This is a genomic window from Oceanibaculum nanhaiense, assembly GCF_002148795.1.
GTDB lineage: Bacteria > Pseudomonadota > Alphaproteobacteria > Oceanibaculales > Oceanibaculaceae > Oceanibaculum > Oceanibaculum nanhaiense.
The window spans coordinates 331,973-345,893 of sequence record NZ_MPOB01000004.1; the positions used below are offsets into that span (position 1 = coordinate 331,973).

Annotated in this window: 14 protein-coding genes; 5 read left to right on the forward strand and 9 right to left on the reverse strand. The window is 67.0% G+C overall.

Annotated elements, in window-relative coordinates; all coding sequences use genetic code 11:
- Positions 1-21: 21 nt before the first annotated feature.
- From BKM74_RS09120 to BKM74_RS09135, 4 genes are read right to left on the reverse strand one after another with little or no spacing between them, the layout of a single operon-like run.
- Entirely contained in the window at positions 22-792 is a 771-nt protein-coding gene (locus BKM74_RS09120; RefSeq protein ID WP_086465388.1) for an isocitrate lyase/PEP mutase family protein, read from the reverse strand.
- A complete protein-coding gene (locus BKM74_RS09125; RefSeq protein WP_086465389.1) occupies positions 749-1,867 on the reverse strand; it encodes a bifunctional transcriptional activator/DNA repair enzyme AdaA in 1,119 nt (372 codons plus the stop codon). The genes BKM74_RS09120 and BKM74_RS09125 overlap by 44 nt, the downstream gene beginning before the upstream one ends.
- Positions 1,868-1,917: 50 nt before the next feature.
- Positions 1,918-2,802 (reverse strand): alpha/beta fold hydrolase, encoded by an 885-nt coding sequence (locus BKM74_RS09130; protein WP_086465390.1) that lies wholly within the window; start codon positions 2,800-2,802, stop codon positions 1,918-1,920.
- Positions 2,803-2,817: 15 nt separating this feature from the next.
- Positions 2,818-4,899: a lytic transglycosylase domain-containing protein gene (locus BKM74_RS09135; protein ID WP_086465391.1), complete on the reverse strand. Its 2,082-nt coding sequence runs from the start codon at positions 4,897-4,899 to the stop codon at positions 2,818-2,820.
- A 297-nt stretch (positions 4,900-5,196) separates the two neighbouring features.
- On the opposite strand from BKM74_RS09135, the gene dapA reads away from it, so the two are divergent.
- Entirely contained in the window at positions 5,197-6,084 is an 888-nt protein-coding gene (gene dapA, locus BKM74_RS09140) for a 4-hydroxy-tetrahydrodipicolinate synthase (RefSeq protein WP_086465392.1), read from the forward strand.
- A gap of 25 nt (positions 6,085-6,109) precedes the next feature.
- On the forward strand, positions 6,110-6,592 hold the full coding sequence (smpB, locus tag BKM74_RS09145) for an SsrA-binding protein SmpB (protein ID WP_407668684.1): 483 nt from the start codon (positions 6,110-6,112) through the stop codon (positions 6,590-6,592).
- A 16-nt stretch (positions 6,593-6,608) separates the two neighbouring features.
- Here the strand turns inward: smpB and BKM74_RS09150 are convergent, their stop codons facing one another.
- Positions 6,609-7,910 (reverse strand): NAD(P)/FAD-dependent oxidoreductase, encoded by a 1,302-nt coding sequence (locus tag BKM74_RS09150; RefSeq protein ID WP_086465394.1) that lies wholly within the window; start codon positions 7,908-7,910, stop codon positions 6,609-6,611.
- A gap of 202 nt (positions 7,911-8,112) precedes the next feature.
- On the opposite strand from BKM74_RS09150, the gene BKM74_RS09155 reads away from it, so the two are divergent.
- A complete protein-coding gene (locus BKM74_RS09155; protein WP_176342464.1) occupies positions 8,113-9,018 on the forward strand; it encodes a DMT family transporter in 906 nt (301 codons plus the stop codon).
- On the opposite strand, the gene BKM74_RS09160 is transcribed toward BKM74_RS09155, so the two are convergent.
- The 4 genes from BKM74_RS09160 to BKM74_RS09175 are packed head-to-tail and all read right to left on the reverse strand — an operon-like array spanning position 8,999 to position 12,444.
- On the reverse strand, positions 8,999-10,264 hold the full coding sequence (locus BKM74_RS09160) for a D-amino acid dehydrogenase (RefSeq protein WP_086465396.1): 1,266 nt from the start codon (positions 10,262-10,264) through the stop codon (positions 8,999-9,001). The genes BKM74_RS09155 and BKM74_RS09160 overlap by 20 nt on opposite strands.
- 3 nt (positions 10,265-10,267) lie before the next feature.
- On the reverse strand, positions 10,268-11,074 hold the full coding sequence (gene znuB / locus BKM74_RS09165) for a zinc ABC transporter permease subunit ZnuB (protein ID WP_086465397.1): 807 nt from the start codon (positions 11,072-11,074) through the stop codon (positions 10,268-10,270).
- Positions 11,067-11,897 (reverse strand): zinc ABC transporter ATP-binding protein ZnuC, encoded by an 831-nt coding sequence (gene znuC, locus BKM74_RS09170; RefSeq protein ID WP_086465398.1) that lies wholly within the window; start codon positions 11,895-11,897, stop codon positions 11,067-11,069. The genes znuB and znuC overlap by 8 nt, the downstream gene beginning before the upstream one ends.
- Positions 11,887-12,444, reverse strand: coding sequence for a Fur family transcriptional regulator (locus BKM74_RS09175; RefSeq protein WP_086465399.1), 558 nt, complete (start codon positions 12,442-12,444; stop codon positions 11,887-11,889). Before BKM74_RS09175 ends, znuC begins: the two co-directional genes overlap by 11 nt.
- Before the next feature lie 105 nt (positions 12,445-12,549).
- Between BKM74_RS09175 and BKM74_RS09180 the strand changes: the two genes are divergently transcribed.
- Both BKM74_RS09180 and BKM74_RS09185 read left to right on the forward strand, forming a co-directional pair.
- Positions 12,550-13,542 carry a zinc ABC transporter substrate-binding protein gene (locus tag BKM74_RS09180; RefSeq protein WP_217895458.1) on the forward strand — a complete coding sequence of 331 codons (993 nt, stop codon included), beginning with the start codon at positions 12,550-12,552 and terminating at the stop codon, positions 13,540-13,542.
- A gap of 106 nt (positions 13,543-13,648) precedes the next feature.
- Entirely contained in the window at positions 13,649-13,921 is a 273-nt protein-coding gene (locus BKM74_RS09185) for a hypothetical protein (RefSeq protein ID WP_086465400.1), read from the forward strand.

The window sequence follows — 13,921 nt, forward strand, 5'->3', positions numbered from 1 at the left end:
GCGGGGTGCTGGGCGGCCGGTTCAACCGCCGCTCAGCGCCGTTTCGGCCAGTTCGCGGAACTGTCGCATCGCGGTGCGGTAGGGGCCGGGGCCATGGCTGATGCGGGCGACGCCGAGATCCCCGAGCGTGCGTGCCGGCGGCGCGCCATCCAGCAGCATCACGTTCACCGGTAACGCCGTCTCGCGGCACAGCGTGCCGATGCTGTCGGCATCAACAAGGCCGGGGGCGAAGAAGCCACTGGCCCCGGCCGCCGCATAGGCTTGCGCGCGTTCCAGTGCCGCCGGCAGCAGGGCCGGATGGCGGGTGCGGTCGCTCTCGCGCAGGAACAGGTCGGTGCGGGCGTTGATGAACAGCGGAATTCCGGCCTGCTCCGCCGCCTGGCGGATGGCGGAGAGGCGGGCGGATTGCGCGGCGATGTCGTAAAGACCGTCGCCGCCCACGATGCGATCCTCGACATTCATGCCGATGGCGCCGGTTCCGATAAGGCGTCGCGTCGAGGCCGACACGTCTTCCGGCGTCGTGCCGTAGGCGCCTTCGAAATCGACGGACACCGGCACCGCGACATTGCTGACGATCCGCTGCACGATGGTCAGCAGCAGGTCGAGCGGTATCTTCTCGCCATCGCCATAGCCATGGGCGGCGGCGACCGACCAGCTGCCGGTGGCGACGGCTTTCGCGCCGGCCTCCTCGGCGGCCTTCGCAGTGCCGGCATCCCAGATATTGTAGAGGATCAGCGGCGCGCCCTTCTCATGCAGGCTGGCGAAGCTCCGGGCTTTCTCGATCTGGTTCATGCGATGTGCCTCCTTCGGATGCGCGGCTGTTCATGCGGTTTTCGTGACGCAGCAGCCAGCGCTTGCGCCACAGGCCGCCGCCATAGCCGGTAAGGCTGCCATCCGCGCCGATGATGCGGTGGCAGGGAATGACGATGGCGATCTGGTTGGCGCCGTTCGCCTGGGCAATGGCGCGGATCGCGGCGGGCCGCCCGAGATCGCGGGCAAGCGCGCCATAGCTCAGCGTCTCGCCTGGGGCCATGGCGCGCAGCCTTTCCCAGACCGACCGCTGGAAAGGCGTGCCGTGCGCCGCCAGCCTTGTGTCGAAGCGGGCCGTCTGGCCAGCGAAATAACTGTCAAGTTCGGTCGCGATCTGGTCGATCGGCGCGCAGCGGCCGATGGCGATGGCGGAGCGGGTATTCTCTTGAATCTTGCGGATTTCGGCGGGCAGCGCCGGACGGTCGGCGAATTCCAGCAGATGTAGCGCCAGCCTGTCCGCGATGGCCAGCATCGGACCGATGGGGGTGTCGATCCAGTCCGCCTTCAGCAGATCGCGCGTCTGCAGATGTTTCGGTGCGGCGCCGAACAGGCGGGTTATGGCGGCGCGGAAGCCGCTGCCCGATTCGTAACCGGCATCAAGTTGCGCATCGATGACGCTGGTACCGGCGGTCAGCGTTTCCGCAGCCTGGCCAAGCCGGCGCAGCCGCGCCAGCTCCAGAAAGCTGACGCCGAAGCGGCGCTTGAACTGCCGGCGTACCGTCGATGGATCATAGCCCCGCTCGATCAGATCACGCTCGCCCCAGCGCCGCTCGGGCTCCTGTTCCAGGAGATCGATCAGGGCGCTGACCGCTGGTTCCGGTTCCCGCCCGGTCGAAAGCGGCCGGCAGCGCAGGCAGGGACGGAAGCCAGCCTCCAGGCATTCGGCGGTGGTTTCGAAGAAGATGACATGCGCGCGCTTCGGCTTGCGGGCCGGGCAGGTCAGCCGGCAGAAGATACCGGTGGTTCTGACCGCAACATAGGCGAGGCCGTCATAAGCGGCGTCGCGGGCGAGCAGCGCGGCATAGAGCGTATCATCGGAGGGGCGTTCGAGCAGCATGCAAGGAGGCTAGCACCGCCGGCTTTCCGGTGCCGCCGAAAATCGGGCGGTTATTCCCGCTGCGTCCGCACGGCGGAGAGCAGGGCGCCGATCGCCTCCAGGCAGGGCGGTTCGGTCAGGGCAGGGGCATGGCCGACGCCGGCCAGGGTCAGGCTGAGGCATGACGGATGTTCCCGGGTCATGCGTTCGAATGTCGGCCCGGTCAGGATGCGTGACACGCCGCCGCGCACCACCAGCAGCGGGAAGGGCTTCAGGCCGCCGAACAGTGCCCACAGATCGTAGCCATCCGCCGCGCCCCTGGCGAAAGGCAGGGCGATGGCGGGATCCCAGTCCAGATGCAGCATTCCGTCCGTGCCGGGCACGAAGGTCGCCTCGGCGAATTCCCGCCATTGCTGCGGGGTGGTGAAGGACAGGTCGGGCATCAGCCCCTGCAGCCAGGCGATGGCGCTTTCCCAGTCGGGTACAGGATGATCCTGGCCGACATAGCGCAGGATCGCGCCGCTCTCGCCTTCGGTGACGTCCGGCCCGATATCGTTCAGCACCGCGCCGGCCAGCCGGGAAGGGGCCATGGCGCCCAGCGCCATGGCGATGGCGCCGCCCAGAGAGGTTCCGATGGCGACGATCCGGTGCAGCCCGGCGACGTCCAGCAGGTGGCGGATATCCTCGACGATGCGGGCGGGTGCGTAATCGTGCCAGTCGGAACAGCGGCCAGAGCGGCCGCGCCCGCGATAATCCGGCACGACGACCCGATGGCCGCGTACCGTCAGGTGCCGGGCGAGGCCATCGAAATCCTTCGAATTGCGCGCCAGGCCGGGCAGGCACAGAACGGCCGGCCGGTCGCCTGTCCTGGCCGGCGCATAGTCGCGGAAATAAAGCCGGACTCCGTCACTGGCGGAAAAGACGCACCCCCGATAGGCCGCCGGATCGCCGGTCACGCCGTCCCGCCGCGCCTATTCCGGCGCCCGCTCGAAATCGGCTGCCAGGCTGTTATGCAGGGTCGGGTGCGGCAGCAACGCCGCATCGCGCTGCAGATTGTCGAGCCGCACGCCGCAGGCGATCACGCACCAGACATGCAGGGTGCGGTCCTTCGTGGTGTCGGTCGGATGCAGCTGCAGCCGGGTGCGATAGACATAGAGATTCTCCAGCACGCGCTGCACGTAATTGCGTGTCTCGGAGAACGGGATCAGCTCGATCCAGTCCACGATGTCGATATCGCCGCGCCTTGGGTCGCCGATCTCGCGCAGCCAGCGGCTGGCCCGGCTGGGGCCGGCATTGTAGGCGGCGATAGCGGCCGGATAGAAACCGTCGTAATTGTCCAGCAGATCAACCATGTAGCGGCTGCCCAGCGCGACGTTGAAGTCGGGATCCTCGGTCAGCTTTGCCGGTGCATAGGTCAGGTTTTCCTGGCGGGCGACCTGCCGGGCGGTGGCTGGCATCAGCTGCATCAGCCCGCGCGCACCGGCGCGGCTGACCGCCTGGCTGTCGAAATTGCTCTCCTGGCGGATCAGCGAGAGGATAAGCGTCTGTTTGGGGTGCCCCTCGGCGATCCGGCCCGGAACCGGATAGCCGGCTTCGATCAGCTGCAACCCGTCCTGGGCGAACTGCCGGGCAAGCCGGACGCCGACATCGGGATTGCCGTTGGCCTGTCCGAGGTCGGCCACCAGCTGCCGCTGCCCGGCGCTGTCGGCCTGGCGCGCCACCGCGTCGAGGAAGATGGAGAGCAGCTTCGGCTGGTCGATCTCGCTCAGCCGGCGCACCAGCCGCACCAGTTCCAGCTTTTCGAAGGCGGCGATCTCGGCAGCGTCGGGGATCGGGTCGACGGGCAGGGCCGGCAGCGGGCCTTCCAGCCGCGCGGCGGCCAGCTGGCCGTAGAAGGTGGTGATGTGTGCGCTGGCCTCGCCATACCAGCGTGCGGCCTCCTCGCGGCGATTCAGCGCCTCAGCGGCGCGGCCGGCCCAATAGGCGGCGCGGCCACGGCTGATCGGGGTGGAAACCCCGTCATGCATGCGGGTGAAGTGGGTGAGCGCGTCCTTCTTGTCTTCCAGGAAGCGCAGCGCGGTCCAGCCGGCCAGGAACTCGCCCTCGGCGAACACGATGCCGCTCTTGGCGCCGTGGCGGCTGGCCAGCTTGTAGGCATCGCTGATGTGTCCCGCGTTCAGCGCCTCGCGGAAATGATAGGCGCGCTCGCGCCACCAATAGCCGGCATTGTCCGGGTCGGCCGGGGCCTGCACCAGCAGTTCCCGCGCCTCGTCTGTACGGCCCTTCATACGGCGCCAGCGGATGCGCTCGTACAACAGCGCCGGATCGTCCTGCAGCGCCTTCGGCACCGCGTTGATGGCGGCATCGACGCCGGGGCTCAGATCGCGCAGCCGCATGCGCGCGACGGCCAGCGCGCGCAGGTCGGCCGGCACCAGCGGCAGCATGCGTTCGGCGCTGGTCAGATGACCCTCCCACAGCAGCCAGTCCAGCCGGCTTGCGTGGTCCTGGGCGCGCAGCAGCCCGGCATAAGCCTTCAGGAAATCGGTCTCGGCGCTTCTGCCGAACACGCTGCGCCGCCAGACAGTGCGGGCGAGGCCGGTCAGCTTCTCGGTATGACCGCTTGCCTTCAGTGCCGCCAGCTGGCGTAGCCGTCCATCCTGCGTCAGCGGCGGGAATTCCGCGAACCACAGGGACACCGCCGTTGCGGGCAGGGTCTCCGGCATCTTCTGTTCGCCGCGCAGGCGCAGCGTGTTGCGATGCGGCCAGTCCGGATGGGCGTGCAGGAAGGCGGTGATCTCGGCGAAGGTGGCGTTGCTGTCGGGCCGCGTCAGGTCCATCCAGTCCAGCGCCTTGTCCAGCAGCGCGTCTTTTCCCCTGGCGGCGGTCGCGCGCGCCTCGGTCCATTTATCGGCCTGCGCCGCTGCGAAAACCCTGGTGTAGATATCCTTCTGGGCAGGCTTCAGCGCATCGGCAGCCGAAGCCGGCGCGCCAGCAACCAGTCCGCTCGCCAGGGCAAACAGACACATAACCAGAATCGTCAGGCGGATAGGCATGCCGGCCCCTTCACTGTCTTAACGGTCGTGACCCAAGCCGCGATCGGCTGATTTGTGGCGCGCCTTCTATCGCTCCAATCCTAACGTTTTCTTGGGTTTACAACAAGCCGTCACGGATTTGCCGGGGTGTGCGGTGCTGGCGTAGGAACGCGCGCGGATTTATTGAGGTGCCGGGGCCCGTGCCAGCGACGCTTGCGGGCCGGGCGGCCGGGCGCTATGGTCTTCGGCCTTTCGCAGCGTGCGGAAGGGCCGGGCCGCGACGGCCCGATGCATCAAACAGCCAGAGGGAGTCTCGTCATGGCCAAGCCGCAGTTCAGCGGTGCCATCACCGCCTTGATCACGCCGTTCGCAAACGGGGCGGTGGACGAGAAAAAATTCCAGGCTTTCGTGGACTGGCAGATCAACGAAGGCATCAACGGCGTCGTGCCCTGTGGCACCACGGGCGAATCGCCGACGCTGAGCCATGCGGAGCACAACCGGGTTACCGCGCTGTGCGTTGAGGTCGCCAAGGGGCGCGTGCCGGTGATTGCCGGTACCGGCTCGAACTCGACCGCCGAGGCGATCAGCTTGACGCAGCATGCCCAGAAGGCGGGTGCCGATGCGGCGCTGCTGGTGACGCCCTATTACAACAGGCCGACCCAGGCCGGTCTGATCGCCCATTACAAGGCGATCCACGATGCGACCGACATTCCGATCATCATCTACAACATTCCCGGCCGCTCGGTCGTGGACATGAAGGTGGAGACGATGGCGGAACTGGCGAAGCTGCCACGCATCGTCGGCGTGAAGGACGCGACCAACGATCTGACCCGGCCGGTCACCACGCGTCTTGCCATCGATGCCGATTTCGTCCAGCTCTCCGGCGAGGACGGCACCCAGGTCGCCTATCTGGGGCAGGGCGGGCATGGCTGCATCTCGGTCACGTCCAATGTGGCGCCCCGGCTGGTGTCGGAAATGCATGCCGCCTGGAAGGCCGGCGACCGCGCCACCGTGCAGAAGCTGAACGATCGGCTGATGCCGCTGCACGAGGCGCTGTTCTGCGAATCCAGCCCCGGCCCGGTGAAATATGCCGCGGCGCTGCTGGGCAAGTCGGATGCCGGGACGCGCTTGCCGCTGACCGAAATCGCGGCCTCCAGCAAGGCACGGGTGGAAGCGGCAATGAAAAGCGCCGGCCTCATTAACTAACGGATACGGATGCTAAAGCGGGGTTATCGCCATGACGGGCGACAAGGCCGCCCGGTATCGGATCGTTGCCGATAACCGCCGGGCGCGGCACGACTATTTTATCGAGGATACGCTCGAGGTTGGCATCATGCTGCTGGGCACGGAGGTGAAAGCCCTCCGTGCCGGCCGCGCCAGCATCGGCGAATCCTTTGCCGGGCCGAAGGCGGGCGAACTGTATCTGTTCAACGCCCACATCCCGGAATACGGGCAGGCGGCAAACCAGATGAATCACGAGCCGCGGCGCATGCGCAAGCTGCTGGTGCACAAGCGCGAGCTGGCAAAGCTGCTGGGCCAGGTCAAGCGCGAGGGTGTTACGCTGGTGCCGTTGCAGATGTATTTCAACGACCGTGGCATCGCCAAGCTGCAGCTCGGCCTGGCCAAGGGCAAGAAGCTGGTGGACAAGCGCGAGACCGCGAAGAAGCGCGACTGGCAGCGCGACAAGGCCCGGCTGCTGCGCGCCAAGGGCTGAGGGTCAGCCCGCCGGCTTATCCTGCCGTCCGGCGGTCGATCCAGTCGCGCATCCTGTAATAGCTGCCGACGATGGGCAGGAACCAGGGATTGCCGCCATAGAGCGGCACGGTCGGCATTGGCAGCGCCTCGTAGGCACTGGGGCTGTTGGCATGGCCCAGAATATTCAGCGCCGTGCGATGGCCGAGATGCGTCATCATCACCACGCCGCTGCCATTGCAGCCCAGCGCGTAATGCAGGCCGGCCTGCCGGCCCATATGCGGCAGCCTGTCGAAGGTGAAGGCGACATTGCCGGTCCAGGCATGGGTGATCTTCACGCCGCGTACCTGCGGGAAGCGGTCGCACATGAAGCCATAGAGGATCGGCGCGCTCTCGGTCGGTGTCGCCTGGCCGAATTTGGCGCGGCCGCCGAAGATGATGCGTTTGCCGTCCGGCGAGGGGCGGTAATAGCACAGCACCCGCTTCGATTCGGAGATCATGCGCAGTTTTGGGAACAGCGCGCGGACGCGTTCTTCGCCCAGCTCCTCGGTGGCGATGATGAAGCTGCCGACCGGGACCAGCCGGCGTTTCTGCCAGGGTGTGGCGTCGCCGGTATAGCCATTGGTGGCGATCACTACCTCCTTCGCCTTCAGCTCGCCCTTCGAGGTGCTCAGCCGGAAGCTGCCGGGGGCGCCGTCGATGCGGCCGACCCGCGCGCCGGCGCAGAGCCGGGCACCGGCCTTGTGCGCGGCCTCCAGCATGCCCTTGTGCAGCAAGGCGGGATGCACGCCGCCGGCGCGCTGCACCACCATGCCGCCATGATAGAAATCACTGGCGATTTCCTCGTGCTGGCGGTCGCGCGGAACCATGTAGGCCTCCGACTCGGCCAGCCGGTTCAGCGCCTCCACGCGCTTCGCCTGCGCCTCGTAAGCCGCTGGCGTGTGCGCGCCGACAAAGCGGCCGGTCCTGGCGTAGAAGCAGTCGATCCCCTCGCGCGTGATCAGATTTTCCAGATGCGCATAGGCCGCGCCGGCCTCGGCCAGCATCGCGCGGGTGGCATCGTCCTCCATGGTGCGGCCCTTGCCGACATTCACGCCGCCCGAGACCATGCCGCCATTGCGGGAGCTGGCGCCCCAGCCCAGATCCTCGGCCTCCAGCACCGTGACATCGGTGCCGTTGCGCGCCAGTTCCAGCGCCGTGGACAGGCCGGCATAGCCGCCGCCGACGATGGCGACATCGGTGGCGCCAGGCAGGGTGCTGGCCAATGCGGCGGTCGGCCTTGCGGCTTCCCACCAGTAGGGTTCGGCCTTGAAGCTGTCCGCGAAGATATCGGCGGTCATGAAGCGCTCCTGTCTGTCCTGTTAGTCTTAGTTACAACATCATCACGGCGATGCGGACGCGATACAAGGGTAGCCTTTTTGGCGCCGGCTTTCCGCAGGGCTGTCGCCAGCGGGAGGCCGCCCTGCGCACGGGTGTCTGGCCTGCGCGGCCAATCCCTTGCAGGATGGCCGGCACGCAATGCGGCGGAACGGGGGAGGGAACGTGTCGCGACGGCAAGCCTATCTGCTGCTGGCCCTGGCGGCGCTGTTCTGGGCCGCCAACCCGGCGCTGGGGCGTTTCCTGGTGGACAGCGTGCCGCCCATCAGCCTGTCCTTCTGGCGCTGGACCGGGGCGTTGATCGTCATGACGCCGCTGGCGTTGCCGGCCTTGTGGAAGCAGCGCGCGACCCTGCGTCAGGACTGGCTGGCGGTACTGGTGCTGGGCTTCCTGTCGGTCGCCGGTTTCACCACCCTGGTCTATGTCGGGCTGCGCTATACCACCGCCACCAACCTGTCGCTGCTGAACGCCACCATGCCGGTGATGATCCTGATTGTTGCCCGGCTGCTGCTGGGGCATGTCATCGGCAGGCAGCGGCTGATCGGGGTGGCGGTGTGCCTGGCCGGTGTCGTGCTGATTGTCGGGCAGGGCAGCCTGGCGACGCTGCTGGCGGTCCAGGTCAATCCCGGCGATCCGATCATCCTGGCGGCGATGCTGTGCTGGGCGGCCTATTCGGTGCTGCTGGCGCGGATGAAGCCGCGCCTGCCGATGCTGCCCTTCCAGCTTGCCGCCTTCGCCGCCGGCTGGTTCTTTCTCGGTCTTGGCTTCGCCTGGGAGGTCGCGGCGGGCACGGCCTGGTGGCCGACGCTGGATGTGGGATGGGTGCCGCTGGTCAGCCTTGTCTTCCTGGCGGTGTTCCCTTCGGTGTTGGCCTTCCTGTTCTGGCAGAAGGGCATCGAAGCGACCTCGCCGGGCACGGCGGGCTATTTCATCTATCTGGTGCCGGTGTTCGGCACGCTGCTGGCGGTCGTCACGCTGGGGGAACGGCTCTACTGGTACCATTTCGCCGGCATGGTGGCGATCTTCGCCGGCATCTGGCTGGCGCAGCGCGTTACAGGGCGAACCGGCTGAGAGTCATGCCGCTGAGGTCATGGTCCGGCGTGCGTCCGGCGACGAGATCCGCAATCACCTGCGCGGAGCCGCAGGCATAGGTCCAGCCATAGGTGCCATGGCCGGTATTCAGCAGCAGGTTCGGCACTTTGCAGCTACCCAGGATCGGCAGCCCGTCCGGCGTCAGCGGGCGCAACCCGCACCAGAACTCGGCCCGCCCGCCATCAATGCCGGGGAACAGCGACAGGCCGGCCTCCAGCACCTGCCGGGCGCGCGGCTGCTCCAGCGTCAGATCGTACCCGGCGATATCGGCCATGCCGGCGATGCGCAGCCGGTCGCCCAGCCGGCTCATAGCCACCTTCTTCTCGGCGATATAGAGGCTGATCTTTGGCGCGCTGTTGCTGTCGCCGACCGGGCCCCCCACCGGCACGGTCGCGGAATAGCCCTTCACCGGATAGACCGGCAGCGACAGGCCAAGCTTGCGAGCCAGTTGCGGCGAATGGCTGCCGAGCGCCAGCACGAACAGTTCGCCGCCGATCTCGCCCTTGTTGGTGCGCACCGAGAGAATCTCGCCCTTATGCATCTCGACATCGCGGATATCTTGGCCATAGCGGAAATCCACGCCCAGCGCCGCACAGCGGTCGGCGAGGCCGCGTGCGAATAGATGCGCGTCGCCGCTCTCGTCGGTTGGCAGGTGCAGGCAGGCGGCAAGCCGGCCGCGCACCGGTTCCAGTGCCGGTTCCAGGGCGATCGCCTCCTCGGCCGATAGCCGGCGTGCCGGAATCTCCGCGCGCTGCAGGATGGCCTCGAAATCGGCAAGGTCGGCGACGGTTTCCGGCGTGGTGCAGAGCTTCAGGATGCCCTTTTCCAGCTGGTCGTAGGCAAGGCCGGTCTCTTGCTTCACCCCGGCCAGCATCGTCTGGCTGTACTGGCCGAATTCCAGCATCCGGCGGAAGGTGGTCTCGAATCTGTCGCGCCGGCATTCGGCAAGGAAGCGCAGCCCCCACAACCATTGCCGGTGGTCGGCTTTCAGGCGGAACCGCATCGGGCTGTCGGCCCGGCGCATCCAGTCCAGCATCTGGCCGGGCACGCCGGGTGCGGCCCAGGGGCCGGACAGCGCGGCGGCGATCTGTGCCGCGTTGGCGAAGCTGGCCTCCAGCGCCGGCCCCGGCTGGCGGTCGATGACCGTGACCTTGTGGCCGTCGCGCGCCAGCCGGTAGGCGGTGGTGACGCCGACGATGCCGGCGCCCAGGACAACGATACCCATCGTTCAGCCTTTCGCGGTCAGGCCGCCGCGGATCGCCGGAATCAGCAGCGACAGCACGAACAGGGTCGCGGCGGCGACCACGATGGCCGGGCCGGTCGGCAGGTCGAAGCGCAGCGAGGCGGTCAGCCCGATCACCACGGCCAGCATGCCGATCAGGCTGGCATAGAGCGCCATGCGTTCCGGCGTGCGGGCGAAGGAGCGGGCGGCCGCCGCCGGGATGATCAGCAGCGAGGTGATGAGCAGCATGCCGATGATCTTCATGGCGATCGCCACGGTAATCGCCAGCAGCAGCACGAAGCCCAGCTTCACGCGCTCCACCGGCACGCCCTCGACGCGGGCCATCTCCTCATGCACCGTCATCGACAGCAGGGGGCGCCACAGCCAGATCATCAGCCCCATGACCACGGCGCCGCCGGCATAGATCGTCGCCACATCGCGCCAGCCGACCGCCAGGATATCGCCGAACAGGTAGCCCAGCAGATCGACCCTGAGCGTGCTGAGGAAGGCAATGGTGACGAGGCCGAGCGACAGCGCGGTATGCGACAGGATGCCCAGCAGCGTATCGCCGGGCAGTTTCTGCTGGCGTTGCCAGACCGGCAGCAGCAGGGCGATGGCGATGCAGCTGGCGAAGATTCCGAGCGTCAGGTCGATGCCCAGCACGAAGCCCAGCGCCACGCCGAGCAGCGCCGAATGCGCCAGCGTGTCGCCGAAGAAGGCCATGCGCCGCCAGACGATGAAGGAGCCGAGCGGACCGGCAAGCGCCGCAACGCCGAGGCCGCCCAGCAGCGCGCGCAGGAAGAATTCATCCATGATGGTGATGATGCCCGTGCGGGTGATCGCTGGCCGCCTGCTCGACAGTGCTGTCCTCGTGCAGCGGCACCACGCCGCCGCCCGGCGTGTGGTGATGGTCGTGATGATGCTGATAGACCGCCAGCGCCTGCGCCGCCCTCGGTCCGAACAGCGACAGATAGGCGGGGTCGCGGCTGACATCCTCGGGATGGCCGGTGCAGCAGATATGGCCGTTCAGGCAGATCACCCGGTCGGTCGCCGCCATGACGAGATGCAGATCGTGCGACACCATCAGCACGGCGCAGCCGCGGTCGCGCCTGATCCGGCCGATCAGCTCGTACAGCTCGACCTGGCCATTGACGTCCACGCCCTGTGCCGGTTCGTCCAGCATCAGCAGGTCCGGCTGGTTCAGCAGGGCGCGGGCCAGCAGCGCGCGCTGGGTCTCGCCACCGGACAGGCCCTGCATCGGCCGGTCGGCCAGATGCGCGATGCCGGTGTCCTGCATCGCCTGCCGGCGGGCGGCGGCGTTTGCATTGCGCGACAATCCCAGAAACCGCTCCAGCGTGATCGGCAATGTCGGGTCGATGGCAAGGCGCTGCGGCATATAGCCGATGCGCAGGCTGGGGCGGCGCGTCACACTGCCGTCCTGTACGGCGATGAGACCCAGCAAGGCGCGCAGCAATGTCGTCTTGCCGGAGCCGTTGGGGCCGATAATGCAGACGATCTCGCCAGCACTCAGCGTGAGGTCCACATGGTCGAGCACCGGAACGTCGCCGCGCCGGACGGTGATGCTGCTGGCCTCGATCAGCGCGGGGAGGGCGGCAGCGGAAGAGTCAGCCTGCATGGTTGGCATTGCATTTCGGGCACAGGCCGGAAACCTCGACGGTGATCCGCTCGATGGTGAAGCCAATCTTGCGGGCATGTTCGCCGATGGCGCGCCGGATCGCCGGATCGTCGATCTCCGCCGCGTTGCCGCATTGCGTGCAGATCAGGAACTGGCCGTTATGCTCGCTGTCAGGGTGCGGGCAGCCGACATAGGCGTTCATCGATTCGATACGGTGGACCAGCCGGTGCTTCAGCAGGAAATCCAGCGCGCGATAGACCGTGGGCGGGGCTGCCGGGCGGCCATCCTCGCCGGCGCTGTCCTCGCGCTGCAGTTTCGCCAACACATCATAGGCACCGATGGGTTCATGGCTGCGCCAGACCAGCTCCAGCACCTGCCGGCGTAGCGGCGTCAGCCGGGCATTGCGCCCGGCGCAGATATCCTCGGCAGCGGCCAGCGCCTGATCCACGCAATGCGCATGATCGTGCCGTTCCGACGGGAAAAGGGCCGGGAGGCCTGCATTCTCTGCGGTTTTCGTTGCAGCAATCATGGATTTCGTTTCCGTCATCCGGATTTCCCGTTGCACTGTTCGGTAATGTTACTTTATAACATCACCTGATTTTCGAGTCGATAGCGGCTCATCATGCCGGTTTCGTGCATTAGGAGCATTCCCATGTCCGCTTGTCACGCTTTGAGGCGTCCCCTGCATCTGCTTGCCGGTGCGGGTCTGCTGCTGTTCGCCGCGCTCGGTTCCGCGCAGGCGCAGCCGGCGCCGAAGGTTTTCGTCACGGTGAAGCCGGTGCATGCGCTGGTCGCCGGCGTGATGCAAGGGGTGGGAGAACCTTACCTGCTGCTGAAGGGCGGCGAATCTCCGCACAGCTACACGCTGAAACCCTCGGACGCGCGTGCCCTGTCCGAATCGGCGCTGGTGTTCTGGGTTGGCGAGTCGCTGGAGACCTTCCTGGAGCATCCGCTGGAAACGCTGGGCAAGCAGGCGCGCATCGTCGAGCTGGCCGAGGCGAAGGGCATTGAGACGCTGGAAGGCCGGGAAGGCGGCGCCTGGGAATCGCATGAGGCAGCGCATGACCACGACAAGAAACATGATCATTCGCACGACAAGAAACACGCGCACGCCGCGCATGATGGGATCGACGGCCATCTCTGGCTCGACCCGCACAATGCCGAGGCCATCGTGACCGTGGCGGCCGAGGCGCTGGCCGGGATTGATCCGGCCAATGCGGCGGCCTATCGCGACAATGCGCAGAAAATGGTCGAGCGGATCGAGGCGCTGGATGCGGAGCTGACGGCGCAGCTGGCGCCGGTGAAGGACCGGCCCTACATCGTGTTCCACGATGCCTATCAGTATTTCGAGGCGCATTACGGGCTGAAGGCGGTGGGGTCCATCACCCTGTCGCCGGAGCGCCAGCCGAGCGCGCAGCGTCTGACCGAAATCCGCAAGCGGCTGGCTGACAGCGGTGCGGCCTGCGTGTTCTCCGAGCCGCAGTTTCGGCCGGCGCTGGTCGATGTGGTGATCGAAGGCAGCACGGCAAAGCGCGGCGAACTTGACCCCATAGGTGCCGCCCTGAAGGCGGGGCCGGATTCCTATTTCGAGGTGATGCGCGGGCTGGCCACTTCGTTGCGCAACTGCCTGATGCCGCAAAGCTGAAGCGGTTTGGCCACTGGAATGTCGCTGCGGGACGGCCTATTTTAAAGCCAGCTGCCCGTTGCAAGGACACATCATGCTCAGCCGACGCCGCCTTCTGGAAACCAGCATGCTCACTGCCGTCGCGGCGCTTGTGCCGGGCTTTCTTGCCGGACGGGCCTACGCTTTCAGCGTGGAGCCGGCACCGGTACCGGTGCAGCAGCTCCGCTTGCAGGCCTGCACCGAGCAGCAGCGCCACAAGCAGCTGGTCGAGGAGGTGCTGGCGAAGCTCGATACAGCGGGCCAGTCCCTGCCGGAGCCAGAACGGCAAAGCCTGATGGCGGCCTTCGATTGCCCCTATTGCGGCTGCCGTCTGGACCCCAAATTCCCACCCATCGGCTGA

Excerpts from the sequence above, each read along its gene's own strand:
- BKM74_RS09160 (WP_086465396.1), bottom strand. The coding sequence starts at position 10,264 with ATGGGTATCGTTGTCCTGGGCGCCGGCATCGTCGGCGTCACCACCGCC.
- dapA (WP_086465392.1), top strand. The coding sequence starts at position 5,197 with ATGGCCAAGCCGCAGTTCAGCGGTGCCATCACCGCCTTGATCACGCCG.
- BKM74_RS09125 (WP_086465389.1), bottom strand. The coding sequence starts at position 1,867 with ATGCTGCTCGAACGCCCCTCCGATGATACGCTCTATGCCGCGCTGCTC.
- znuB (WP_086465397.1), bottom strand. The coding sequence starts at position 11,074 with ATGGATGAATTCTTCCTGCGCGCGCTGCTGGGCGGCCTCGGCGTTGCG.
- BKM74_RS09120 (WP_086465388.1), bottom strand. The coding sequence starts at position 792 with ATGAACCAGATCGAGAAAGCCCGGAGCTTCGCCAGCCTGCATGAGAAG.
- znuC (WP_086465398.1), bottom strand. The coding sequence starts at position 11,897 with ATGCAGGCTGACTCTTCCGCTGCCGCCCTCCCCGCGCTGATCGAGGCC.
- BKM74_RS09175 (WP_086465399.1), bottom strand. The coding sequence starts at position 12,444 with ATGACGGAAACGAAATCCATGATTGCTGCAACGAAAACCGCAGAGAAT.
- BKM74_RS09150 (WP_086465394.1), bottom strand. The coding sequence starts at position 7,910 with ATGACCGCCGATATCTTCGCGGACAGCTTCAAGGCCGAACCCTACTGG.
- BKM74_RS09180 (WP_217895458.1), top strand. The coding sequence starts at position 12,550 with ATGTCCGCTTGTCACGCTTTGAGGCGTCCCCTGCATCTGCTTGCCGGT.
- BKM74_RS09135 (WP_086465391.1), bottom strand. The coding sequence starts at position 4,899 with ATGCCTATCCGCCTGACGATTCTGGTTATGTGTCTGTTTGCCCTGGCG.
- BKM74_RS09185 (WP_086465400.1), top strand. The coding sequence starts at position 13,649 with ATGCTCACTGCCGTCGCGGCGCTTGTGCCGGGCTTTCTTGCCGGACGG.